The organism is Streptomyces sp. NPDC058872, from assembly GCF_042743065.1.
Classification (GTDB): Bacteria; Actinomycetota; Actinomycetes; order Streptomycetales; family Streptomycetaceae; genus Streptomyces.
This window is the reverse complement of record NZ_JBHYMK010000019.1, coordinates 40,344-61,685: the sequence shown is the minus strand read 5'-3', so window position 1 is coordinate 61,685 and position 21,342 is coordinate 40,344. Positions and strand designations below refer to the sequence as shown.

At 71.7% G+C, this 21,342-nt stretch carries 20 protein-coding genes; 7 read left to right on the top strand and 13 right to left on the bottom strand.

Features of this window, described 5'->3' with window-relative positions; translation table 11 throughout:
* Positions 1–172 precede the first annotated feature (172 nt).
* Both treY and glgX read right to left on the bottom strand, forming a co-directional pair.
* Positions 173–2,524 (bottom strand): malto-oligosyltrehalose synthase, encoded by a 2,352-nt coding sequence (gene treY / locus ACFW22_RS14885; RefSeq protein WP_386403386.1) that lies wholly within the window; start codon positions 2,522–2,524, stop codon positions 173–175.
* Between the two features lie 371 nt (positions 2,525–2,895).
* Positions 2,896–5,016 carry a glycogen debranching protein GlgX gene (glgX, locus tag ACFW22_RS14880; protein ID WP_386403383.1) on the bottom strand — a complete coding sequence of 707 codons (2,121 nt, stop codon included), beginning with the start codon at positions 5,014–5,016 and terminating at the stop codon, positions 2,896–2,898.
* 137 nt (positions 5,017–5,153) lie between these two features.
* Between glgX and ACFW22_RS14875 the strand changes: the two genes are divergently transcribed.
* From ACFW22_RS14875 to ACFW22_RS14860, 4 genes are all read left to right on the top strand, one after another.
* Positions 5,154–6,020, top strand: coding sequence for a Tat pathway signal sequence domain protein (locus tag ACFW22_RS14875; RefSeq protein ID WP_386403379.1), 867 nt, complete (start codon positions 5,154–5,156; stop codon positions 6,018–6,020).
* 50 nt (positions 6,021–6,070) lie between these two features.
* Positions 6,071–7,402, top strand: a complete 1,332-nt coding sequence (locus ACFW22_RS14870) for a copper amine oxidase (RefSeq protein WP_386403376.1) — start codon at positions 6,071–6,073, stop codon at positions 7,400–7,402.
* Positions 7,403–7,512: 110 nt separating this feature from the next.
* Positions 7,513–8,781 carry an SAV2148 family HEPN domain-containing protein gene (locus ACFW22_RS14865; protein WP_384873112.1) on the top strand — a complete coding sequence of 423 codons (1,269 nt, stop codon included), beginning with the start codon at positions 7,513–7,515 and terminating at the stop codon, positions 8,779–8,781.
* An 87-nt stretch (positions 8,782–8,868) separates the two neighbouring features.
* The gene (locus ACFW22_RS14860; RefSeq protein WP_386403373.1) at positions 8,869–9,591 is read left to right on the top strand and encodes a 3'-5' exonuclease; all 723 of its coding nucleotides are present in this window, start codon (positions 8,869–8,871) and stop codon (positions 9,589–9,591) included.
* A 22-nt stretch (positions 9,592–9,613) separates the two neighbouring features.
* Here the strand turns inward: ACFW22_RS14860 and ACFW22_RS14855 are convergent, their stop codons facing one another.
* The gene (locus tag ACFW22_RS14855; protein ID WP_386403370.1) at positions 9,614–10,444 is read right to left on the bottom strand and encodes an alpha/beta fold hydrolase; all 831 of its coding nucleotides are present in this window, start codon (positions 10,442–10,444) and stop codon (positions 9,614–9,616) included.
* 58 nt (positions 10,445–10,502) lie between these two features.
* Positions 10,503–11,360 carry a phosphotransferase enzyme family protein gene (locus tag ACFW22_RS14850; protein WP_386403367.1) on the bottom strand — a complete coding sequence of 286 codons (858 nt, stop codon included), beginning with the start codon at positions 11,358–11,360 and terminating at the stop codon, positions 10,503–10,505.
* 343 nt (positions 11,361–11,703) lie between these two features.
* On the opposite strand from ACFW22_RS14850, the gene ACFW22_RS14845 reads away from it, so the two are divergent.
* From ACFW22_RS14845 to ACFW22_RS14835, 3 genes are all read left to right on the top strand, one after another.
* Positions 11,704–12,261 (top strand): DUF1697 domain-containing protein, encoded by a 558-nt coding sequence (locus tag ACFW22_RS14845; RefSeq protein WP_386403364.1) that lies wholly within the window; start codon positions 11,704–11,706, stop codon positions 12,259–12,261.
* A gap of 55 nt (positions 12,262–12,316) precedes the next feature.
* Entirely contained in the window at positions 12,317–12,970 is a 654-nt protein-coding gene (locus ACFW22_RS14840; protein WP_386403361.1) for a DsbA family protein, read from the top strand.
* A 143-nt stretch (positions 12,971–13,113) separates the two neighbouring features.
* Entirely contained in the window at positions 13,114–13,686 is a 573-nt protein-coding gene (locus tag ACFW22_RS14835) for a TIGR03086 family metal-binding protein (protein WP_386403358.1), read from the top strand.
* A gap of 90 nt (positions 13,687–13,776) precedes the next feature.
* On the opposite strand, the gene ACFW22_RS14830 is transcribed toward ACFW22_RS14835, so the two are convergent.
* The 9 genes from ACFW22_RS14830 to ACFW22_RS14790 all read right to left on the bottom strand — a co-directional run bounded on the left by ACFW22_RS14830 (position 13,777) and on the right by ACFW22_RS14790 (position 21,327).
* Positions 13,777–14,568 carry a sirohydrochlorin chelatase gene (locus tag ACFW22_RS14830; RefSeq protein WP_386403355.1) on the bottom strand — a complete coding sequence of 264 codons (792 nt, stop codon included), beginning with the start codon at positions 14,566–14,568 and terminating at the stop codon, positions 13,777–13,779.
* Between the two features lie 8 nt (positions 14,569–14,576).
* A complete protein-coding gene (locus tag ACFW22_RS14825; protein WP_386403352.1) occupies positions 14,577–15,470 on the bottom strand; it encodes an ABC transporter permease in 894 nt (297 codons plus the stop codon).
* Complete coding sequence (locus ACFW22_RS14820; RefSeq protein WP_386403349.1) at positions 15,457–16,251, bottom strand: ABC transporter ATP-binding protein; 795 nt, start codon at positions 16,249–16,251, stop codon at positions 15,457–15,459. Before ACFW22_RS14820 ends, ACFW22_RS14825 begins: the two co-directional genes overlap by 14 nt.
* 35 nt (positions 16,252–16,286) lie before the next feature.
* Positions 16,287–17,390 (bottom strand): aliphatic sulfonate ABC transporter substrate-binding protein, encoded by a 1,104-nt coding sequence (locus ACFW22_RS14815; protein ID WP_386403345.1) that lies wholly within the window; start codon positions 17,388–17,390, stop codon positions 16,287–16,289.
* A gap of 206 nt (positions 17,391–17,596) precedes the next feature.
* The gene (locus ACFW22_RS14810; protein ID WP_386403342.1) at positions 17,597–18,940 is read right to left on the bottom strand and encodes a sulfate adenylyltransferase subunit 1; all 1,344 of its coding nucleotides are present in this window, start codon (positions 18,938–18,940) and stop codon (positions 17,597–17,599) included.
* A 2-nt stretch (positions 18,941–18,942) separates the two neighbouring features.
* Positions 18,943–19,878 carry a sulfate adenylyltransferase subunit CysD gene (cysD, locus tag ACFW22_RS14805; RefSeq protein WP_386403339.1) on the bottom strand — a complete coding sequence of 312 codons (936 nt, stop codon included), beginning with the start codon at positions 19,876–19,878 and terminating at the stop codon, positions 18,943–18,945.
* A complete protein-coding gene (cysC, locus tag ACFW22_RS14800) occupies positions 19,875–20,462 on the bottom strand; it encodes an adenylyl-sulfate kinase (RefSeq protein WP_386403335.1) in 588 nt (195 codons plus the stop codon). Before cysC ends, cysD begins: the two co-directional genes overlap by 4 nt.
* Positions 20,444–21,151: a phosphoadenylyl-sulfate reductase gene (locus ACFW22_RS14795; protein ID WP_386403332.1), complete on the bottom strand. Its 708-nt coding sequence runs from the start codon at positions 21,149–21,151 to the stop codon at positions 20,444–20,446. Before ACFW22_RS14795 ends, cysC begins: the two co-directional genes overlap by 19 nt.
* A complete protein-coding gene (locus ACFW22_RS14790) occupies positions 21,148–21,327 on the bottom strand; it encodes a hypothetical protein (RefSeq protein WP_386403329.1) in 180 nt (59 codons plus the stop codon). The genes ACFW22_RS14795 and ACFW22_RS14790 overlap by 4 nt, the downstream gene beginning before the upstream one ends.
* Between the last annotated feature and the right edge of the window lie 15 nt (positions 21,328–21,342).

Below are 21,342 nucleotides of genomic sequence, written 5' to 3'. Positions count from 1 at the left end.
CGGGGACGGTCCCGGGCCTGCCGTCCTGCTGTCCTGCCGTCCCGCACGTCCGACGCCGGCGTCGGCGCCGGCCCGGGCCGGCACCGCCCCGCACGTCCGAAGCGACGCCGGTGAGCCGCCCCGGCACGGCCCTCCGTCGTGGCCCCCGCCCCCACGGGCCGGCCGGGGCGGCTCATCCCGTCCGGGCGAGCAAGGCCACCGGGCGCTCCGCGAACAACTCCGCCAGCTTGAGCTCCGTCGCCGGACCGCCGGTGAACTCCCGCACGCCGTCGAGGGCATCGATCCAGCGGCCCTCGGGCAGGACCAGTTCCGTGTCCTGCCAGCCGCCCGACTGGGCCAACCGGAGCGGGAGCCGGGTGACGGCCGTGAGCACCCGGCCGGAGCGGGCGAAGGCCAGGCAGTGCGCCGCCGCGGGACCCTCCGCCGCGAGCGGGACGTACGTGCCGTCCGGCCCGAAGGCCTCCGGGTGGGCCCGCCGCAAGCGCAGTGCCGCCCGGACCACGGCCGTCCGTTCGTCCTCCGGCCCGACCTCGAACGGCGCCCGGTTGTCCGGGTCGACGAGTGCTCGGTACTCCCGTTCCGTGTTCTGGTACAGCTCCGGCACCCCGGGCATCGTGAGCTGTGCGAGCGCGGCGCCGAGCGCGTGCGCCCGGATGTGCGGCTCCAGGGCGAAGGCCGCCTCCGAAGCGGTGCGCAGCGGGATCCTGCCGGGCCCCGCCGCCGCGAACTCGACCACGGCACGCTCGTACTCCGCGTCGGGCTCGGTCCAACTGGTCCGGAGCCCCGCCTCCCGTACGGACTTGAGGACCGCGGGGCCGAGGCGGTCCGGATCCGGGGTGCCGAAGCCGAAGGCCGTCTGCCAGGCCGTCCACGCCACGTGCGGATCGGGCGCGGGCACCTCCGCGACCTCCGCGAGGAGGTCCGCCCACACCTCCGGACACTGGGCGAGCACCGCGATCCCGGCCCGGACGTCCGCGCTGCGCTTGGTGTCGTGCGTGGAGAGCACGGTGCCGGTGCCCGGCCAGTCCCGGGCGATCCGACGACAGTACGCGTGGAACTCCTCCACCGACACCGCCGGGCGGCCGGGGTCGCCACCCACCTCGTTGGCCGAGAGCAGCGGGGCGTACCGGTAGAAGGCCGTGTCCTCCACGGACTTGGCCCGCAGTGCGGAGGAGGTCTGTGCGAACCTGGCCCGGAACGAGCGGTGTTCGGATCCCTCGCCGAGCTCACCGAGCGCCAGGCCGCGGACGACCTCGACGGCCGAGGCCTCCTCCGGCACCGCGAACGCCGCCCTGGCCCCGCGCGCCGCCTCGGGGGTCAGCACCTCCGCGCCGCCGGTCCGGTAGGAGCGGTAGACCGGGACCCGGACGAGCAACTCGCGGATCGCGGTGCCCAAGGCCCAGGGCGCGTGGTCCCGGAGAGCGGGGTCGGCGGCGCAGATCCGCTCCGCGGTCCGGGTCAGCGCGGCCGTCTCGGCAGCCAGGTCGTGGTCGACCACCTCGTACGCGGCCCGGCGCGCGGTCGCCTCCCAGTGACCGCCCCGGTCCCCGGCCTTCCCGACGAAGTCCCGGTACAGATCGGCGAGTTCATCGGCACCGACCGGATCGGTGAACACCCCGTCGAGCTGATGGAGCGCGTCGTACCCGGTGGTGCCCGCGACCGGCCAGGCGGCGGGCAGCACCTCCGATCCGGTGAGGATCTTCTCCACCACCGTCCAACAGCGCCCACCGGTCGCCGCCGCAAGGTCCTCCAGGTAGCCCTGGGGGTCCGCGAGCCCGTCCGGATGGTCGATCCGCAGGCCCTCGACCACCCCGTCCGCGACCAGTTTCACGATCTTCGCGTGGCTCGCCGCGAACACCTCGGGGTCCTCCACCCGGACCCCGATCAGGTCGGAGATGGTGAAGAAACGGCGGTAGCCGAGCTCCGTGCGGGCGAGCCGCCACCAGCCGAGCCGGTACCACTGGGCGTCGAGCAGCTCGTCCAGGGGCAGCGCCTCGGTGCCCGGGCGGAGCGGGAACTCCTGCCCGTCCAGGTGCAGCGAACCGCCGGAGACCCGGAACCGGTCCCGCACCTCCGGGAGCCGACCGGGCAGCACCGGGAGCAGCACCCGCCCGCCCCCGGCCCGCCAGTCGATGTCGAACCAGCGGGCGTACGGGGAGTCCGGGCCGTCGCGGAGCACGGCGCGCAGCGCGGGGTTGTGCGTCGGCGAGGCCGCCATGTGGTTGGGCACCAGGTCCACGACGAGCCCGAGGCCGTGCCTCCGGGCGGTCTCCGCGAGGGCCCGCAACCCCTCCTCGCCGCCCAGTTCGCCCCGTACCGACCCGTGGTCGGTGACGTCGTACCCGTGGGTCGAGCCCGGCACCGCCTCCAGGACGGGGGAGAGGTGGAGGTGCGAGACCCCGAGCCCCGCCAGGTGGGGCACGGCGCGTTCGGCCGCCGCGAAGGGGAAGTCCGGTTGGAGCTGGAGCCGATAGGTGGCGGTGGGGAGGACGGGAGGGGTGGGAACGGCCGGGAGGGAGGTCATGCGAACGTACGTACCCCGTCGGAGTGCTTCTGTGTCATCGCCCGATGCACCCGTTCGTGTGCATCGGGTCGCGCCCGCGTGATCCTCCGGACGTACCGCGACACGCCGTCCCCGCTCGGCCCGGCCCCACCGGGCGTCCCGTCCCCGGCCGGGCGCCCACCGCCGCGTGCCGGCTCGGAAGCCCGTTCCCGGCCGCCGGGACGAGCGGTTCGTTCGCCACCACGGGGCTCACGGGCGGCGAACGGGTGTCGATGCCACCCGCAGGGGTGCCGCCGAACGGACGAGGCCGCCGGGGACGGCGCACGCCCTGCGCGACGCCGTGGCCCTGCAGGGCGCCGCGCCCGGGTCCCCGCGCGCTTCCGCGCGGAGCGTCAGGCGGGCCTCCGCAGGACGGTCAGGCTGAGCGGCGCCAGCGTCACCCGCTCGCCGCCCGCGAGCTCCGGGCCCTCCTGCGGCGGCATCCCCTCCGGATCGGAGGTGTCCACCACCATGCGCCAGCAGCGCCCGTGGCTGTCCGGGACCACGAACTCCAGCTCCTTCGCCGAGGCGTTGAACATCAACAGGAAGGAGTCGTCGGCGATCCGCTCGCCCTGGGGCCCCGGCTCCGAGATGGCGTTCCCGTTGAGGAAGACCGTCAGCGCCTGGGCGTGCGCCGCCTGCCAGTCGCGGGAGGTCATCTCTTCGCCCTCGGGGGTGAACCAGGCGATGTCCGTCAGCTCGTCGTGGGTGCCCTCCACCGGCCGCCCGTGGAAGAAGCGGCGGCGCCGGAAGACCGGGTGCTCCCGCCGCAGCCGGACCATCGCACGGGTGAAGCGGAGCAGCGTGGCCTCCGCCTCGCTGTTCTCCTTCGGCCAGCGCACCCAGGAGATCTCGCTGTCCTGGCAGTACGCGTTGTTGTTGCCGCCCTGCGTCCGCCCGAACTCATCGCCGTGACTGAGCATCGGCACGCCCTGCGACAGCATCAGGGTGGCGAGGAAGTTGCGCATCTGGCGGGCGCGCAGCTCGCTGATGCCGACGTCCTCGGTCTCGCCCTCGACGCCGCAGTTCCAGGAGCGGTTGTGGCCCTCGCCGTCCCGGTTGCCCTCGCCGTTCGCCTCGTTGTGCTTCTCGTTGTACGAGACCAGGTCGCGCAGGGTGAAGCCGTCGTGGCAGGTCACGAAGTTGACCGAGGCGAGCGGTCGCCTCCCGTCGTCCTGGTACAGGTCGGAGGAGCCGGTCAGCCGGGAGGCGAACTCGGCGAGCGTCCGCGGCTCGCCCCGCCACAGGTCCCGCACGCAGTCCCGGTACTTTCCGTTCCACTCGGTCCACAGCGGCGGGAAGTTCCCCACCTGGTAGCCGCCCTCGCCCACGTCCCACGGCTCGGCGATCAGCTTCACCTGGCTCACCACGGGGTCCTGCTGCACCAGGTCGAAGAACGAGGAGAGCCGGTCCACCTCGTGGAACTGGCGGGCCAGGGTGGCCGCCAGGTCGAAGCGGAAGCCGTCCACGTGCATCTCCGTCACCCAGTACCGCAGGCTGTCCATGATCAGCTGGAGCACGTGCGGGGAGCGCATGAGCAGCGAGTTCCCCGTGCCGGTCGTGTCGGTGTGGTAGCGGCGGTCGTGGGAGAGCCGGTAGTACGAGGGGTTGTCCAGGCCCCGGAAGGAGAGCGTCGGACCCAGGTGGTTGCCCTCGGCGGTGTGGTTGTAGACCACGTCGAGGATGACCTCGATGCCCGCCTGGTGCAGTGCCCGCACCGCCGACTTGAACTCCAGCACCTGCTGGCCCCGGTCGCCCCAGGAGGCGTAGGCGTTGTGCGGGGCGAAGAAGCCGATCGTGTTGTATCCCCAGTAGTTGGAGAGCCCCGCGTCCACCAAGCGGTGGTCGTTCACGAACTGGTGCACCGGCATCAGTTCGAGCGCCGTCACGCCCAGTTCCTTGAGGTGGCCGATGACCGCCGGATGGGCGAGCCCCGCGTACGTCCCGCGCAGCTCCTCGGGGAGGTCGGGGTGCAGCATCGTGAGGCCCTTCACATGGGCCTCGTAGATCACCGTGTGGTGGTACTCGGTGCGCGGGCGCCGGTCGTCGCCCCAGTCGAAGTACGGGTTCACGACCACCGAGGTCATCGTGTGCGGGCCCGAGTCCAGGTCGTTGCGCGCGTCGGGCCGCCCGAACGGGTACCCGTACACCGCCTCGCCCCACTTCACCTGCCCCGACACCGCACGGGCGTAGGGGTCGAGCAGCAGCTTCGCCGCATTGCAGCGCAGCCCGCGCTCCGGCGCGTACGGACCGTGCACCCGGAACCCGTAGCGCTGGCCGGGCATGACCCCCGGCAGATAGGCGTGCCGCACGAACGCATCGGTTTCGCGCAGCTCCACCGCCGTTTCCGAGCCGTCGTCGTGCAACAGGCACAGCTCGATCCTGTGGGCGGCCTCGGAGAAGACCGCGAAGTTGGTTCCTGCTCCGTCATAGGTGGCGCCCAGGGGGTACGCCTGTCCCGGCCAGACCTGCATGGATATGACTCTTCCTCTTCTGTCCGGGTTCTGGGGTGCTCTTCGGCCAGATCCTGCCCGAAAGAGGCCCAACCTCCTAGGACTTCACGCCCTCCTACCGGGTGACCGCTCACCAATAGGGGGGAAGAGGGGGAAGCATGTACGAAATGATGCGCCGCCACCTGGGGAAGGTGGTGGCGGGGGCGGCCATGGCGGTGACCGGAACCGCCGTCGCGGTCGCCATCGCCCTGCCGGGCCCGGCAGGGGCGGACGACACGCCGGGCGGCGACCGCGGCGCCGTGGCGGTGCGTCCCCCGGCGGACGCCGACACGGCCGGCGCCGCCGGCACGCCCGGGGCGAACGGCGGCTCGGGCACGGGGGAGGCCGGCGAGCAGGTCGAGGGCGCCGCTCCCCGGCCGGCCGTCGTCCTTCCGCCGGCGACCGGGGAAGGGCGGGGCGTCGGCAGCGACCCGCTCACCGCCGAGGAGCTCACGCAGGCCGAGGCGCTGGCCCTGACCCCGCCGGCCACCGCCCAGCGGGACGTCACGGGGGCCCGCGGCCCCCAGCGCCTCGGCACCCGACTCGCCGACCCGTTGCCGGGCGACGGGACGCGCCGTGCCGAGGTCCGCCTCTACGACTACGCGAGGGACGCGTTCATCGTCCGGACCGTCAACCTCGACACCGGGGCCGTCGAGTCCTCCGTCGCGCGGCGCGGCGTCCAGCCCTCCGCACACCCCGACGAACTGCGCGAGGCAGTGGAACTGATCCTCGCGAGCCCGCTCGCCGAGGGCCTCAAGGAGGACTACGCGGACGCCACCGGCAAGAAGCTCACCTCCGCCGACCAGCTGTGGTTCAACGGCGACGTCTACCGCACCTACCGCGAGGCGGACGTCCCCGCGCAGCTCGTCCGGTGCGGGCAACACCGGTGCGTCCGGCTCGTCACCAAGGTCCTGAACGGACCCTGGATCAACACCCGGAACCTGATCGTCGACCTCTCCACCAGGACCGTCACCCGCGTCGGCTGACCGCCGCGCCTCCCCATCGACCCGCGACACGCACGAGGGAGTATCCGCCCATGCCCACCCAGCGAAACCGGCGCACCCGCACCCGGGCCGCCGCCCTGACCGCCGTCGCGCTGCTGGCCGCCACCACGGCCGCGGCAGCACCGGCCACCGGCGCCACCCGGTTCCCCGAACCGCCGCCCGCGCTCCCGACGAGCAACCCCGCACCCGCCGCCTCCGGGTGCTCCACCGCCTACCGCATCACCCAGAAGCTCTCCGGCGGCACCACCTGGCGCATGTGCTGGCGCTACGACATCGACGCCGGACTCGTGCTCGACCGGATCACCTACCAGCCGCCCGGTGCCAGGGTGCCCATTCCCGTCCTCAACAGTGCCCGACTGGCCCAGATCCACGTGCCGTACGACGACGGCGGAGCCGAGTACGACGACCTCACCGGCGCCGGCTTCGGCTGGGGCCTGCAGAACCTCAAGCCGGCCGAGTGCCCCGGCGGGACCCTCACCACCATCAAGGTGCCCGAGGTCGGAGACGTGAAGGGCCTGTGCACCACCACGCGGGCGCGCGGGCACGCCTACCGGATGGCGAGTGACGGCGGCTCCAAGGTCTGGCAGGCACAGGCCAAGGACCTGCTCGTGTACACCGTCAACAAGACCGGCTGGTACGAGTACATCACCGAGTGGCGCTTCACCGCCGACGGCACCATCGGCACCAACGTCGGTGCCACCGGCAGCCTCTCGCCCGTCGACTACGACGCCACCGACGACCGCGGCTGGCCCCTCGGCAAGGGTTCCCGCGACTACGCCACCAGCCACGCCCACAACATCTTCTGGAAGCTCGACTTCGGTCTGGACGGCTCCACCAAGGACCGGATCGAGCAGTACGACTCGACCGTCACCACGCCCACCGGCGGCGGCGGGCCCACCGTGAAGACCAAGCGCACCGTCATCACCAAGGAACTCGCCGGCGACGCCAAGAACATGCGCTGGTGGCGGGTGGTGAGCGGGACCGGCAAGAACGCCGACGGCCACGCCCGCTCGTACGAGATAGCGCCCGGCCACACCGATACCCACGCGGGTCGCGCCTTCACCCGGCACGACGTGTACTTCACCCAGTCCCGCGCCTGCGAGAGGTTCGCGAGCAACAACATCGGTGGCTGCGCCTCCCCTGCCGGCGACAGCGTCGACACCTGGGTCAACGGCGAGACCCTGACCCGTCCCACGGTCTGGGTCAACATCGGGTTCCACCACATCGCCCGTGACGAGGACCAACAGCCGATGCCGGTCCACTGGCAGGGCTTCCAGCTCGTGCCCAGGGACGTAACCGCTATGAATCCGCTCACTCCGCCCGATCTCGCCTCCGAGAACGGACGTCCCGATCTGGGGAGTTGAGCGAGCAGCCTGACGATCCGGCTGCACCGCCTCCCGCTCGCGGAGTACCCTTCCTTGATCGTTGTCGGAGTGGTTGGAACGGGCGTCCAGGAGCAGAAGGCGGTGCGCGGGTGAGCTCGGGAGGTCTGGAGCTGCCCCCAGGTGACGCGGGTCACGAAGGGGGGCCGGCCGACCCCGCGGAGGCACCGCCGGGCGCGACCGTGCCGCCGGGCACGGTCGCCGTCGCCCGGCCGGTCGAGATAGGGGCGGAGCTCGAATGGGGGCCCGAGGCCTGGAGCGAGGTCCGCACCCGGGCCCAGCGCGCCGGCCGCGCCTACATCTGGCTCAACCTCGTCGAGCAGCGGTTGCGGGCCGTGGTCGCCGCCGTCCTGCGGCCCGTGTACGAGCCGGTGCACGGCGAGGAGTGGGTGGTGGCCGCGGCCGGACCGGCCGGCCAGGAGTGGGTGCAGCGGGCCGTCGCCGTCCGCGAGGTCTCCCGGCGCAAGGGCTATCTCCTCGACCCCGCCGACGACAACGTGCTGAGCTTCCTCACGCTGCCCCAGCTACGCGAGCTGATGGTGCAGCACTGGCCCTGCTTCGAGCCCTACTTCGACGACCGGCGCGAGGTCGAACTCGCCCTGGACGAGCTGGAGGTCACGCGCAACGTGGTCTCCCGCAACCGGGCGCTCTCGCTCACCGTCCTCGCCCAGTCCGAGCGTGCCTCCGCCCGCATCCTGGAGATCCTCGGCGGCGGCGCCGGCGTGCCGTCCGCCGACCGGCTGCCCGTGGACGCGGTCGAGGACCTCGTCGGCGACCGGTACGCCGACGTCGTCTCCGTCCACCCCGACCGGGTCCGGCTCCAGCGGCAGCTCCCCGCCGAAGACCTCTTCGGCGGCGCCCGCCGCCTCGACGCCACCGGCATAGGCCTGAACCTGCTCGTGCAGAACTTCTCCGGCCGCCGCATGGTCCGGCTCGCCGAGTCCGGCTGTCGGACCCGGCTCCTCTTCCTCAACCCCGCCAGCAGTGCCATCAAGCGGCGTGAACGCGAACTCGGTTTGAAAAAGGGGGAGTTGAGTCGTTCCGTTGAAATGAACATCCTGCACATGCGTCGGGTCCGCTCGAAGCTGCGCGACCCCGGAGCCTTCCAGATCCACGTCTTCGACGAGACCCCCCGCTTCACCGCCTACCTGGTGGACGGCGACGGAGCCGACGGGGTCGGCGTCGTCCAGTCCTACCTGCGCCGGGCCCGGGGCATGGAGGCCCCGGTCCTCGTGCTGCGGGGCGGCGGACGGAACGTGGTCCGACACGGCCAGTCCTCCCGTGACGGGGACCACGGACTCTTCGAGACGTACCGGGAGGAATTCGAATCGGTCTGGCTCGACTCCCGGCCCGTCTCCTGAGCCCGCACCGGGGCCGGTCGAAGACGTTGTCAGTGGCGCGTGCGAGGGTGGTCAGCACCACGGGGGAGATCACGTAAGGAGGACCCGATGGCTTGGCACGGGAAACCACTGGTCGGCTTCGACCTGGAGACCACCGGCACCGATCCGCTGGAGGCCCGGATCGTCACCGCCTCGATCATCGGCTTCCACGACGGACGGGTGGTCCGGCAGCGTGACTGGCTGGCCGACCCGGGCATCCACATCCCGGAACAGGCATCCGCGATCCACGGCATCAGCAGCGAGCGGGCAGCCGCCGAGGGACGGCCGGTGCGGGAGGTGGCCGACGAGATCGCCCGGACCCTGACCGACTACTGGGCGCAGGGCGTGCCCGTCGTCGCCTACAACGCCTCCTTCGACCTCACGCTCCTCGCCGCCGAGCTGCGCCGCCACGGACTCCCCTCCTTGGAAGAGCGGCTCGACGGGGTGGGCATCGGCCCGGTCATCGACCCCTACACCATCGACCGGGCCGTCGACCGTTACCGCCGCGGCAAGCGGACCTTGGAAGCGGTCTGCGAGGAGTACGGCGTGCTCCTCGAAACCGCCCACCAAGCCGCCGCCGACGCGCTCGCTGCCGTCCGGGTCGCCGTCGCGATAGCCGAGCGCCACCCCCGGGTGGCCGAACTGGAACCCGCCGAGCTCCACCGGCGGCAGATCGGCTGGTACCGGGCCTGGGCCGAAGACTTCCAGGCGTTCCTGCGCCGCAAGGGCGATCCGGAGGCGGTCATCGACCCGATATGGCCGCTGCGTTCGGCCGTCGCGACGGCCGGCTAGCCGTTCCTTCTGGCGGACGCTCCTAGCCGTTCTCCTTGAAGAAGGAGAGCAGCAGCTCGTTCGTCCTCTCCGGTCGGTCCAGCTGGAGCCAGTGGCCCGCGTCCTCGATCCGCTCGTAGCGCCAGCTGCCCGCCACGTACGCACCCGTCCGGGACATCGAGTGCTCGGTGAGGAAGCGGTCGCCCGTCGACCACACGCCCATCACCGGGACCGTCTCCGGCAGGGGAGCCAGCGGCAGGTCGGCGCCGAACTGGACCTCCGGCGGCAGGCCCGCACGGTAGATGTTCAGTGCGGCCGTCAGCGCGCCCGGCGCGCGCAGCGGCTCGATCACGGCTTCCGCGTCCGGATGCTCGCCCAACATCTCCCGCAGATGGGCGAAGTCGTCCCGGGCGAGCCAGTCCTCCGCCACCCCCGCCAGTTGGAACAGCAGCATGTACCAGGACCGTTGTTTCTGTTCCCAGCCGGCGGATCGGATGGCCGCCAGGTGCCCCACCGACAGCAGGCTCAGGCTTCGCACCCGGTCCGGCACCGCCTGGGCGAGACCCTGGGCGATGCCCGATCCCCAATCGTGGCCCACCACATGGACCCGGTCGAGTTCGAGGCGGGCGAGGAGCTCGACCACATCGCCGACGTGCTTGGCCGGGTGAGAGGCCTCGGGGCCGCCCTCGGGCCGTTCGGAGGCGCCGAACCCCCGCAGGGTCGGCACGACGCACCGGTAACCGGCCGCCACGAGGGCCGTCACCTGATGCCGCCACAGATGACGGCTGTCCGGGAAGCCGTGGAGGAGCAGCACCGCCGGCCCCCCGCCGCTCACCTCGACGTCGAGGGTCACCTCTGACAGTTCGACTCGCACTCCCCCACCCCTTTCGACGAAGAGCGTCCGACCCGGAGGGCCGGTCCCGACCATGGTGTCAGAACGGGTGCCAACGGACCTCGGGATCGCCGTCCCGCAACGAGGCGACCCGCCGCTCGAACTCGACCCGCGCCCTCGGATTGGTCGGCGCGTGCTGTGCCACCCATGCGCAGCTCGCGGTCTCGCGCGCCCCGCGCAGCACCGCACACCCTTCCCACTGCCGGACGTCCCAGCCGTACGCCTCGGTGAACGCCTCGTACGCGAGCGGGTCCAGGCCGTACCGGTCCCGGGAGAGGGCGAGGACCACGAGGTCGTGCTCCCGCAGATCGGAGGAGAAGGTCTCCAGGTCGACCAGGACCGGCCCGTCCGGACCCACGTGGACGTTCCGCGGGAGTGCGTCGCCGTGGATCGGACCGGGCGTCAGGCGGGGCGTCAGCGCGGCTGCCGCAGGGGCGAAGGAATCGCGCCGCTCCCGCAGGAACGCCGCATCGGCCGGGGCGATCGCGTCCCCCGCGAGTCGCAGCCATCGCTCCACCCCGCCGAGGAGTTCGCGGCGGGGCAGCGTGAACCCCTCCGGCGCGGGCAGCGCGTGCACGGCCCGGAGCAGGGGGGCGAGGTCACGGGGCTCCGAAGGGCGCACCGCCCCGGGCAGTCGGTGCCAGAGGGTGACCGGATGTCCCATGACGAGCCGTGGCTTCTCCGCGGCGGCCCGGACCGCCGGAACCCCCGCCGCTTCCAGCCAGGACGCCAGCGCGAGTTCCCGCTCCGCCCGCTCGAACAGCTCCGCGTCCCGGCCCACCTTCACCACCAACTCGCCCACGGCGAAGACCGCGTTCTCGCCCAGGGCGATCAGTCGCGCCTCGGTGGCGGACAGCCCCGTCGCCGCCAGCACCTCCCGGGCCCGCGCCTCGTCCATCGACCTCTCCCTTCAGCACGCCGGTGCACCACAGTCTTCCATCCCGGCGCCTCGCCCCACGGCCGGCCGACCGAGGGGCGAGGCGCCGATACCGTGGCAGTTTTCGGACAGGGGTGGCGGATCGTGCGCGATCGCCGTTCATCGGACAGAGGGGTCCTGGTGAGAAGGGGCGATGTCCCGTGCCCGCTATATGAGCAGATGGTGGATTCGCGATTACGAAGCCTTGTTGAATAAGTCACAGATGCATGAAGGGGCTTCTCTGGAATCCCTTCCATCGGACAGGGTTCGAACCGGTCACCGCGCCGCCCCCCACGAGGCGCGGTGACCGTTCTAGATTGGGTCCATGACGACGAAGGCGTATGCGGCCCTGCTCCGGGGCGTCAACGTGGGCGGGCACCGGAAGGTCCCCATGGCGGAGCTCAGGAACCTCGCCGAAGAACTCGGGCACACGGACGTCCGCACCCACCTCCAGAGCGGGAACGTCGTCTTCGTCACCGATGCGGGTGCCGACGAGGAACGGCTCGGGGCCGCGCTGGAAGAAGCCGTCGAGGACCACTTCGGCTTCCACGTCGACTGTCTCGTCCGCGACGGCGACTACCTCGCTTCGGTCGCCGAGCAGTGCCCCTTCCCGGCCACCGAGCTGGCCGGGAAGCAGCTCCACGCCGTCTACTGCTCCGGTCCCGTCGACCCCGAGCGCTTCACCGCCGTCGACCGCGAGGCCCACCTCCCCGAGGAGTTCGCGCTCGGTGACCGGGTGCTCTACCTCCGCGCCCCCGAGGGGCTCGGGAAGTCCGGGCTGGCTGCTGCGATCCACCGCCCGTCCGTCCTGAAGGGGCTCGTGACCACCACCCGCAACTGGAACACGGTGCGCAAGCTCGTCGAGATGACCCGGCGGGACTGAAGCGAAATGGCCCACTTCCCGACCCTCTGATTGGACCATGGAGGAGGGCCATTGAATGGCTAGGTTCGACGGCATGACGAACGCCGCACACACCGGGAATCCACCCCGTTCCACCGTCGACTTCTACTTCGACCCGGCCTGCCCCTTCGCCTGGATCACCTCCCGCTGGATGCTGGAGGTCGAGCGCCACCGGGACATCGACCTCCGTTTCAAGCTCATGAGCCTCTACCTCCACAACGAAGGCAATTCCCTGCCCGACTGGTACCGCGCACTGGTCGACGCCTCCATCGGCCCGGTTCGCGTGGCGGTCGCCACCGCCGAGCAGCACGGAGAGGAGCTCCTGCGCCCGCTCTACACCGCGTACGGCACCCGCATCCACGAGAAGAAGCAGAAGGACTTCCAGGCAGTGGTCGTCGAGTCCCTCGCCGAACTCGGCCTTCCGCCGGAGCTCGCTGCTGCCGCGCACGACCCGGCCCACGACGACGCGGTCCGCCGCAGCCACGACCGGGGCAAGGATCCCGAGGCGGGGGCGTACGTCGGCACGCCCACGATCCACATCGACGGCACCGTCTGGTTCGGTCCGGTCCTCAGGGCCGTCCCGCGGGGCGAGCGCGCCGCAGAGCTCTTCGACGGCTTCCGTGCGCTGGCCTCCCACCCCGACCTCTTCGAGCTCAAGCGCACCCGCACCGGCGGCCTCGACTTCGGATAGGGCGGCCCCGAAAGCTCCGCCCGCAGGTCGCGAGGGATTTTCGAAACGCATCCGACCGGTGGGCCACCCCACCCGCGGGAATCCCCTCCGGGTGTCGCGAAAGTTCAAGACCGGGCCCGGGCCCGCTTCGTACCGTCGGCGGCATGAACGAGATCCACACCCACCTCACCGTCTGTGCGGCCGAGGCGAGCCGGGTCGCCCGCGCCGTCATCGACGACCAGCTCGACACCCCCTCCGTCTGTGCCGACTGGACGGTCCGCGCACTCGCCAACCACCTGGTGCTCTACTCCGCACACGGGCTGGAACACCGTGCCCTGCGCACCCCGCTCCCGGAGGAGACCGTCCAACGGGACTTCGCCGCCGAGCCCGGCTGGGCCGAGGCGTACGGGGTCCAGCTCGACCGTGCCCTGCTCGCCTGGCAGCGCCCCGGCGTCTGGGACGGAGAGGTCGACACCGGCTACGTCACGATGCCGGCCACCACCATCGCCTCGCTCGTCGTCAAGGAGCTGGCCCTGCACGGCTGGGACCTGGCCCGCTCCACGGGCCAGGACTTCGTGGTGCCCGAGGCCACTGCGGGCTTCGTCCTCCGCGTCGTCGAAGAGCACGCCGAGGTCTACCGCCAGTACGAGGGCTTCGACTCGCCCGTCGACGTTCCCGACGACGCCCCGGCGTTCGACCGGGCCCTGGCGGCGAGCGGACGGAACCCGAAGGCCTAGTCCGCATCCGCGCCCAGAGCCGCACCGGCCTCCGGGCGGACGGAGACCGCACCGGCCTCCGCACGGACGGAGCCGCCGTCGCCGTGCTTCCTAGGCCGTCCGCGCGGCCGTCCGGCCCGTCGCCTGCGCCCCGTCGTACCGCTCCACCAGCAGGCGGGCCAGTTCCGGGGCCGGTCCCAGGACGGCGGCCAGGGCGTCCGCCCCGGTCGCGCCCGCCGCGATGCGGTCCGGGAGGCGGCCGGGGGCGATGACGTACGGCGCCACGGCCACCCGTCGGACGCCGGGCTCCGCACGCAGGGCGCTGACGGCGTCCTGCGTGCGGGGAAGGGATGCGGAGGCGAACGCGGGCCGCACGGAGCACCAACCGGTGCGCCGCAGCTCCCGCGCCGTTTCTGCGATCGCCGCGATCGCCTCCGGGTCTGTGGAGCCCGCCGAGGCCAGGACGACCCCGGTCGTGCTCTTGTCCCCGGGCGTGAGCCCGGCTTCGTACAGGCGTCGCTCGACCGCCGAGAGCAGCAGCGGCGAAGGCCCGAGGACCTCTCCCTGGCGGATGTCCAGGGAGGGGGGAGCCTGGCGCAGCACCGCCGGAATGTCGGCCTTCGCGTGGAAGGCCCGGGTCAACAACAGGGGCAGCGCCACCACCTCGCGCACCCCCTCGGCGGCGAGCCGGTCCAGCACACCGGGCACCGACGGCAGGGTGAAGTCCAGGAACGCCGTTTCCACGCGCAGTCCGGGGCGGAGCTCCCCGGCGCGGTGCACCAGCGCCTGGACGGTCGCCGCGTGCCGCGGGTCGCGGCTGCCGTGGGCGATCACCAGGAGCACGGGCGCGGAGTGCTTCCGCGCCGGGGCGCCGGCGGACGGGGGGAGGACGAGGCGGTTCACGGCGGGACTCAGCCCCTTCCCAGGAGGCCGCGGCGACGGAGCACCGTGCGCTCCAGCGGGCTGAAGACCAGCAGGTCGACGGCGATGCCGACGATCAGGATGAGGATGATCGCCAGGAAGATCCCCGCCATGTCGATGTTGTTGCGGCCGTTCTCCAGGAGCTGGCCGAGTCCGAGGCCCAGATCGGGGGAGGACGCGATGATCTCGGCGGCCATCAGGGAGCGCCAGGAGAACGCCCAGCCCTGCTTCAGGCCGGCGAGGTAGCCGGGCAGCGCGGCCGGCATCACGACGTGCCAGGCGCCCCGGAGGCCCGTCGCCCCGAGCGTCCGTCCCGCCCGCAGGAAGAGCGGTGGCACCTGGTCGACGCCGGCGACGAGGCCGTTGGCGATCGACGGGACGGCGCCGAGCAGGATCACCGCGTACATCATGCGGTCGTTCAGGCCGAGCCACAGCACCGCCGGCGCGACCCAGGCGACCGAGGGCAGGGACTGGAGTCCCGCGAGGATCGGGCCGATCGCTGCGCGCACGAACTTCACGCGGGAGACGAGCAGGCCCAACGGGGTGCCGATGGCGAGCGCGAGGAGGAATCCGAACAGGGCCCGCGACACGCTGGTCCACAGGACGTCGAAGAGGGTGCCCTGGAGCCACATCGTGGTCAGGCTGTCCCACACCGCGGACGGGGCGGGCAGCTTGAACTCCTCGGTGACCCGGAGGGACACCAGCAGCTGCCACACCACGAGGACCAGCGTGACGGCCACCACGGGCGGCAGGACCTTCTTGACCAGCACCTCACGGACCGGGGTCCGCTGGATCTGCACGCTGTCGAGGGCGTCCAGACCGGCTTCGAGGCCGGCGAGGTCATCGGTCTTGGGTGCCTTCGGGGAGGCTTCAGTGCTGGCCATGGCGACGGATCTCCCCACGCAGGTGCTCGGTGATCTCAAGGGACAGTTCCGCGACGGCGGAGTCCTCGATGCGGCGCGGTTGCGGAATGTCGATGGTCCACTCGTGTGCGATCCGGCCGGGCCGGGACGAGAGGAGGACGACGCGCTCGGCCAGCCGCACGGCCTCGCGCACGTTGTGGGTGACGAAGAGCACGGACAGCTTCGTCTCCCGCCAGATCCGGGTCAGTTCGTCGTGCAGCACGTCCCGGGTGATGGCGTCGAGCGCGGCGAACGGCTCGTCCATCAGGAGCAGGTCGCTGTCCTGGGCGAGCGCACGGGCCAGCGCGACCCGCTGCCGCATGCCGCCGGACAGCTCGTGGACGCGCTTGCCGTACGCGCCGTCCAGTCGGACGAGGGAGAGGAGCCGCTCGGCCTCGTCACGGCGCTCGTTCTTGGGCACCTTGCGCAGCCGCAGAGCCAGTTCGATGTTCTTGCCGGCGGTGAGCCAGGGGAACAGGGCGTGTTCCTGGAACATCAGGGCCGGCCGACCCCCCGGGGTCTCGATGGAGCCCGCGGACGGCCGGTCGAGCCCGGCGACCAGGTTGAGCAGCGTGGACTTGCCGCAGCCCGAAGCGCCCAGAAGGGTGACGAACTCGCCGGGGGCGACGTCCAACGAGATGTCGTCGAGGACGAGCTGCCCGCCGGCGGGTCCGCCGAAGGACTTGGAGACGCGTTCGATGCGGGCGGCATGGGAGACCGTCGTGCGGTCCTCGGCCTTGGCGAGCGTCGCGGTCGTGGCCATGGTCGTCACCTCCTGGGGGTTGGGCTGCGGGCTTGTTACTTCGCGCCGAGACCGGCGTCGGAGACCTCGGGCTGACCCGCTGCCCTCAGGACCTCGTTGAGCGGTTCCAGCCGGTAGATGCCGGACAGATCGGCCTCTTCCAGCAAGCCGGCACGCACCGCGCGGTCGGTCTGGGTCCGCAGGGTGGTCGCCAGGGGGTCGTCGGTGAACCGGATGGACGGCCATGCGGCGTCGATCACCCCGGCGTCCAGCGCCTTGCCCGAGAGGTCCTTGAGCTTGGCGTTGGCCGAGGCCTTCGCCTCGTCGGGATGGGCGTTGATCCACGCATTGGTCGTGACCGTGCCCCGCAGGAAGGCCTCGACGACGTCCGGGTGCTCCGCCAGGAACGTCCGCGACACGATGATGTTCGTGATGACGAACTTCTCGTCCGGCCACAGTTCGGCCTCGTCGAGCAGCACCTTCGCGCCCTTGGCGACCAACTGGGAGGCGGTCGGTTCGGGGACCCAGGCGCCGTCGACGGCGCCGGAGGCATAGGCGTTCGGGGTGACCTTGTTGTCCGTGCGGACCACCGAGACGTCGCCCTTGCCGCTCTGGGCGTCGACCTTCCAGCCCTTCTCGGAGATCCAGTGGAGGAAGGCCACGTCCTGCGTGTTCCCGAACTGCGGGGTGGCGATCCTCTTTCCCTTGAGGTCGTCCACCGTCTTGATCCTGGCCGGGTTCACCACGAGCCTGACGCCGCCGGAGGCGGCACCGCCGACGATCCGGAGGTTGCTGCCCTTGGTCTTCACGTACCCGTTGACGGCCGGTGACGGCCCGATGAAGCCGATGTCGACGGAACCGGCGTTCAACGCCTCGATCTCGGAGGGGCCGGCGTTGAAGACGGTCGTGACCAGTTCCGTGCCGCCCAGTTCCCGCTGGAGGAAGCCCTCCCGGTCACCGACGAGGGCGGTGGCGTGGGTGAGGTTGGGGAAGTACCCGACCCGCACGCTGGCGGCGGACAGCTTCGTGCCCTCGGCCACCACCTTCTTCGCGTCGCCCTTGGCCTGGGAGCCGTACCCGCACGAGGCGAGGAGGCCCACCAGGAGCGGGAGGACCAGCGCCAGGCGGTGGCGGGGGACGGGACGGGTGGTGGCAGGCACGGGAAGGGTTCCCCTCGATTCAGCTTCTGCGAGGTCTGTGTCTCTGTCGTTCGTGGCGGAACGGGTGGAGCGGGCGCACACCGCACGCGAGGTGCAGTGGGGTCAGCAGGCACATCGGGCCACACCTCCGCTGCCGGCGCCGAGGGCGCCGGAACCGATCCGGCCGCCCTCCTTGGCGAAGCCGGCGTAGAAGTCCTGGCTCGACATCAGAAGTCCCAGCCCTCTTCCCCGTCCACGGCGGCGACGGCCTTCGTCGTGGCGAAGGACTCGCCCGCCATGCCGGCCGCGAGCGTGGTGCCGTCCGCCGGGTCGATCAGCAGAAACGATCCGGTGCGGCGGGAGTCCGCGTACGCGTCGACCGCGAGCGGCTCGGCGGTGCGCACCCGCACGCGGCCGATGTCGTTGGCGACCAGCTGGCCGGGGCTCGGGTGCTGGGAGAGGTCGTCCAGGGTCAGCCGCGAAGGGATGTCCTTCACGATCGCCTTGACGGTGCGCGTGGTGTGCTTGAGCAGGACCCGCTGGCCGACGACGAGCGGTTGGTCCGCCACGTGACAGACCGTGGCCTCGACGTCCTGGCTGGCGGTGGGGGCGTCACCGCTCGGCGCGAGCAGGTCGCCGCGCGAGATGTCGATGTCGTCCGCGAGCCTGATCGTCACGGACTGCGGGGCCCAGGCGATGTCCACGGACTCGCCGAGCGCGTCGATCGCGGTGATCGTGGTGGTCCTGCCGGAGGGCAGGACGGTGATCCGTTCGCCGACGCGGAAGGCACCGGCGGCGATCTGACCGGCGTAGCCCCGGTAATCGGGGTGCTCGGCGGTCTGCGGACGGATCACGTACTGCACCGGGAAGCGCGCGTGGCAGGTCGTCAGGTCGTGGCTGACCGGGACGGTCTCCAGGTGCTCCAGGACGGTCGGGCCGCCGTACCAGTCCATGTGGGCGGACGGTTCCACGACGTTGTCACCGGCGAGCGCCGAGATGGGGATCGCGGTGATCTCCGGGACCCCGAGCTCGGAGGCGTACGTGGTGAACTCCTCGGCGATCGAGGCGAAGACCGACTCCTGGTAGTCGACCAGGTCCATCTTGTTCACGGCGAGGACCACGTGCGGGACGCGCAGCAGGGCGGCGACGGCCGCGTGGCGGCGGGTCTGCTCGACGACGCCGTTGCGGGCGTCGACCAGGACCAGGGCCAGGTCGGCGGTGGAGGCGCCGGTGACCATGTTGCGGGTGTACTGCACGTGCCCGGGGGTGTCGGCCAGGATGAACCGGCGCCGGGTGGTGGCGAAGTAGCGGTAGGCGACGTCGATGGTGATGCCCTGCTCGCGTTCGGCCCGCAGGCCGTCGGTGAGGAGGGCGAGGTCGGGAGCCTCCTGGCCGCGGGAGCGCGAGGCGTGCTCGACGGCCTCCAGCTGGTCGGCGAGGACCGACTTGGAGTCGTGGAGCAGCCGGCCCACCAGGGTCGACTTGCCGTCGTCGACGGAGCCCGCGGTGGCGAAGCGCAGCAGGGTGGTGGCCGCCAGCTGTTCGGACAGCTGCTCGGTGGACGTGCTCATGGTTAGAAGTACCCTTCGCGCTTGCGGTCTTCCATGGCGGCCTCGGACAGCTTGTCGTCGGCGCGGGTGGCGCCCCGCTCGGTGAGCCGGGAGGCGGCGATCTCGGCGATGACGTCGTCCAGCGTGGTGGCGTCGGAGTCGACGGCGCCGGTGCAGGACATGTCGCCGACGGTGCGGTAGCGGATCAGCCGCTTCTCCACGGTCTCGGTGTCCTTCGGGCCGCCCCACTCGCCGGCGGTGAGCCACATGCCGTTGCGGGCGAACACCTCGCGCTCGTGGGCGAAGTAGATCTGCGGGAGCTCGATCTCCTCGCGCTGGATGTACTGCCACACGTCCAGCTCGGTCCAGTTGGACAGCGGGAAGACGCGGACGTGCTCGCCGGGGGCGTGCCGGCCGTTGTAGAGCTGCCACAGTTCGGGGCGCTGGCGGCGCGGGTCCCACTGGGAGAACTCGTCGCGGAGGCTGAACACCCGTTCCTTGGCGCGGGCCTTCTCCTCGTCCCGGCGTCCGCCGCCGAAGACCGCGTCGAAGCGGTGCTGCTGGATGGCTTCGGTCAGCGGGACCGTCTGCAGCGGGTTGCGGGTGCCGTCCGGGCGTTCGCGGAGCTTGCCGGCGTCGATGTACTCCTGCACCGAGGCGACGTGCAGCCGCAGCCCGTGCCGGGCCACCACGCGGTCGCGGTACTCGATGACCTCGGGGAAGTTGTGCCCGGTGTCGACGTGCAGGAGCGTGAAGGGAACCGGTGCCGGGGCGAAGGCCTTCAGCGCCAGGTGCAGCATGACGATGGAGTCCTTGCCGCCGGAGAACAGGATCACCGGCCGCTCGAACTCGCCCGCCACCTCACGGAAGATGTGGACCGCCTCGGACTCCAGGGAGTCGAGGTGCGACAGCGCGAACGGACTGTCCGTGGTGTCGTGAGCATGGGCAACGGTGGTCACAGCAGACCCCTTTCGGTGAGCAGCGCGTGGAGCTGCGCCGCGGACTCCTGCACGGTCTGGTTCTGGGACTCGATCCGCAGATCGGGCGTCTCGGGCACCTCGTACGGGTCGTCGACCCCGGTCAGACCGCTGATCTCGCCGGCGGCCTGCTTGGCGTAGAGGCCCTTGACGTCGCGGACGGAGCAGACCTCGACCGGGGTGGCGACGTGCACCTCCACGAAGGCGGTGCCTTCGGCCTGGTGGCGCTTGCGGACCGCCTCGCGGCTGTCGGCGTACGGGGCGATGACCGGGACGAGGACCTTCACGCCGTGCGAGGCGAGCAGTTCGGCGACGAAGCCGATGCGCTGCACGTTGGTGTGCCGGTCCGCGCGGTCGAAGCCGAGGCCCGCCGAGAGGAACTCGCGGATCTCGTCGCCGTCCAGGATCTCGACCCGGTGGTCCTCGTCGCGCAGTCGGCCCGCCAACTCGTGGGCGATCGTGGTCTTGCCGGCACTCGGCAGGCCCGTGAGCCAGATGGTGGCACCGGTCACGTGGTTCTCCTGGGGGGTGGTGTCGGTGGTGGTCATCAGCCGTGCAGCCCGCATTCGGTCTTGGCGCGTCCCGCCCAGCGTCCGGCGCGGGCGTCCTCGCCCTCCAGGACGCGTCGGGTGCACGGGGCGCATCCGACGGAGGCGTACCCGTCCGTGAGGAGCGGGTTGGTGAGGACGCCGTGCTCCGTCACGTAGGCGTCGACGTCGTCCTGGGTCCAGCGGGCAATGGGGGAGACCTTGACCTTCTGGCGCTTCTCGTCCCAGCCGACGACCGGAGTGTTCGCCCGGGTCGGGGACTCGTCGCGGCGCAGACCGGTGGCCCATGCGCCGTACGCGGTGAGGCCCTCTTCCAAGGGCTTCACCTTGCGCAGTGCGCAGCACCGGTCGGGGTCCCGGTCGTGCAGCTTCGGGCCGTACTCGGCGTCCTGCTCGGCCACGGTCTGACGGGGGGTCAGGGTGATGACCTTGACGTCCATGACGGCGTCCACGGCGTCGCGGGTGCCGATGGTCTCCTCGAAGTGGTAGCCCGTGTCGAGGAAGACGACGTCCACGCCGGGCTTGACGCGCGAGGCGAGGTGCGCGACGACCGCGTCCTCCATGGAGGAGGTGACGCAGAAGCGGTCGCCGAAGGTGTCCACGGCCCAGCGGAGGATGTCCAGGGCGGAGGCGTCCTCCAGGTCACGGCCGGCCCGTTCGGCGAGTGCCTTGAGGTCGGCCGTGGTGGCGTCCTGATCGATCGTCATGTTCTTTCCCTCCCAGGGGTCGTTCCCGAAGTCGTCGGGGCGAGGAGCCCCAGGAACTTCAGCTGGAAGGCTCGACTGCACGCGGCGCATTCCCAGGCGCCGTGACCCTGCTCGTTCGGACGCAGGTCCTCGTCCCCGCAGTAGGGGCAGAAGAAGGGGGCCGCACGCTCGCTCATGCCGCACTCCTCGTC

Excerpts from the sequence above, each read along its gene's own strand:
- ACFW22_RS14875 (WP_386403379.1), top strand. The coding sequence starts at position 5,154 with ATGTACGAAATGATGCGCCGCCACCTGGGGAAGGTGGTGGCGGGGGCG.
- glgX (WP_386403383.1), bottom strand. The coding sequence starts at position 5,016 with ATGCAGGTCTGGCCGGGACAGGCGTACCCCCTGGGCGCCACCTATGAC.
- ACFW22_RS14870 (WP_386403376.1), top strand. The coding sequence starts at position 6,071 with ATGCCCACCCAGCGAAACCGGCGCACCCGCACCCGGGCCGCCGCCCTG.
- ACFW22_RS14860 (WP_386403373.1), top strand. The coding sequence starts at position 8,869 with ATGGCTTGGCACGGGAAACCACTGGTCGGCTTCGACCTGGAGACCACC.
- ACFW22_RS14790 (WP_386403329.1), bottom strand. The coding sequence starts at position 21,327 with ATGAGCGAGCGTGCGGCCCCCTTCTTCTGCCCCTACTGCGGGGACGAG.
- ACFW22_RS14840 (WP_386403361.1), top strand. The coding sequence starts at position 12,317 with ATGGCTAGGTTCGACGGCATGACGAACGCCGCACACACCGGGAATCCA.
- treY (WP_386403386.1), bottom strand. The coding sequence starts at position 2,524 with ATGACCTCCCTCCCGGCCGTTCCCACCCCTCCCGTCCTCCCCACCGCC.
- ACFW22_RS14845 (WP_386403364.1), top strand. The coding sequence starts at position 11,704 with ATGACGACGAAGGCGTATGCGGCCCTGCTCCGGGGCGTCAACGTGGGC.
- cysC (WP_386403335.1), bottom strand. The coding sequence starts at position 20,462 with ATGCGGGCTGCACGGCTGATGACCACCACCGACACCACCCCCCAGGAG.
- ACFW22_RS14810 (WP_386403342.1), bottom strand. The coding sequence starts at position 18,940 with ATGAGCACGTCCACCGAGCAGCTGTCCGAACAGCTGGCGGCCACCACC.
- ACFW22_RS14795 (WP_386403332.1), bottom strand. The coding sequence starts at position 21,151 with ATGACGATCGATCAGGACGCCACCACGGCCGACCTCAAGGCACTCGCC.
- ACFW22_RS14820 (WP_386403349.1), bottom strand. The coding sequence starts at position 16,251 with ATGGCCACGACCGCGACGCTCGCCAAGGCCGAGGACCGCACGACGGTC.
- ACFW22_RS14825 (WP_386403352.1), bottom strand. The coding sequence starts at position 15,470 with ATGGCCAGCACTGAAGCCTCCCCGAAGGCACCCAAGACCGATGACCTC.
- ACFW22_RS14835 (WP_386403358.1), top strand. The coding sequence starts at position 13,114 with ATGAACGAGATCCACACCCACCTCACCGTCTGTGCGGCCGAGGCGAGC.
- ACFW22_RS14850 (WP_386403367.1), bottom strand. The coding sequence starts at position 11,360 with ATGGACGAGGCGCGGGCCCGGGAGGTGCTGGCGGCGACGGGGCTGTCC.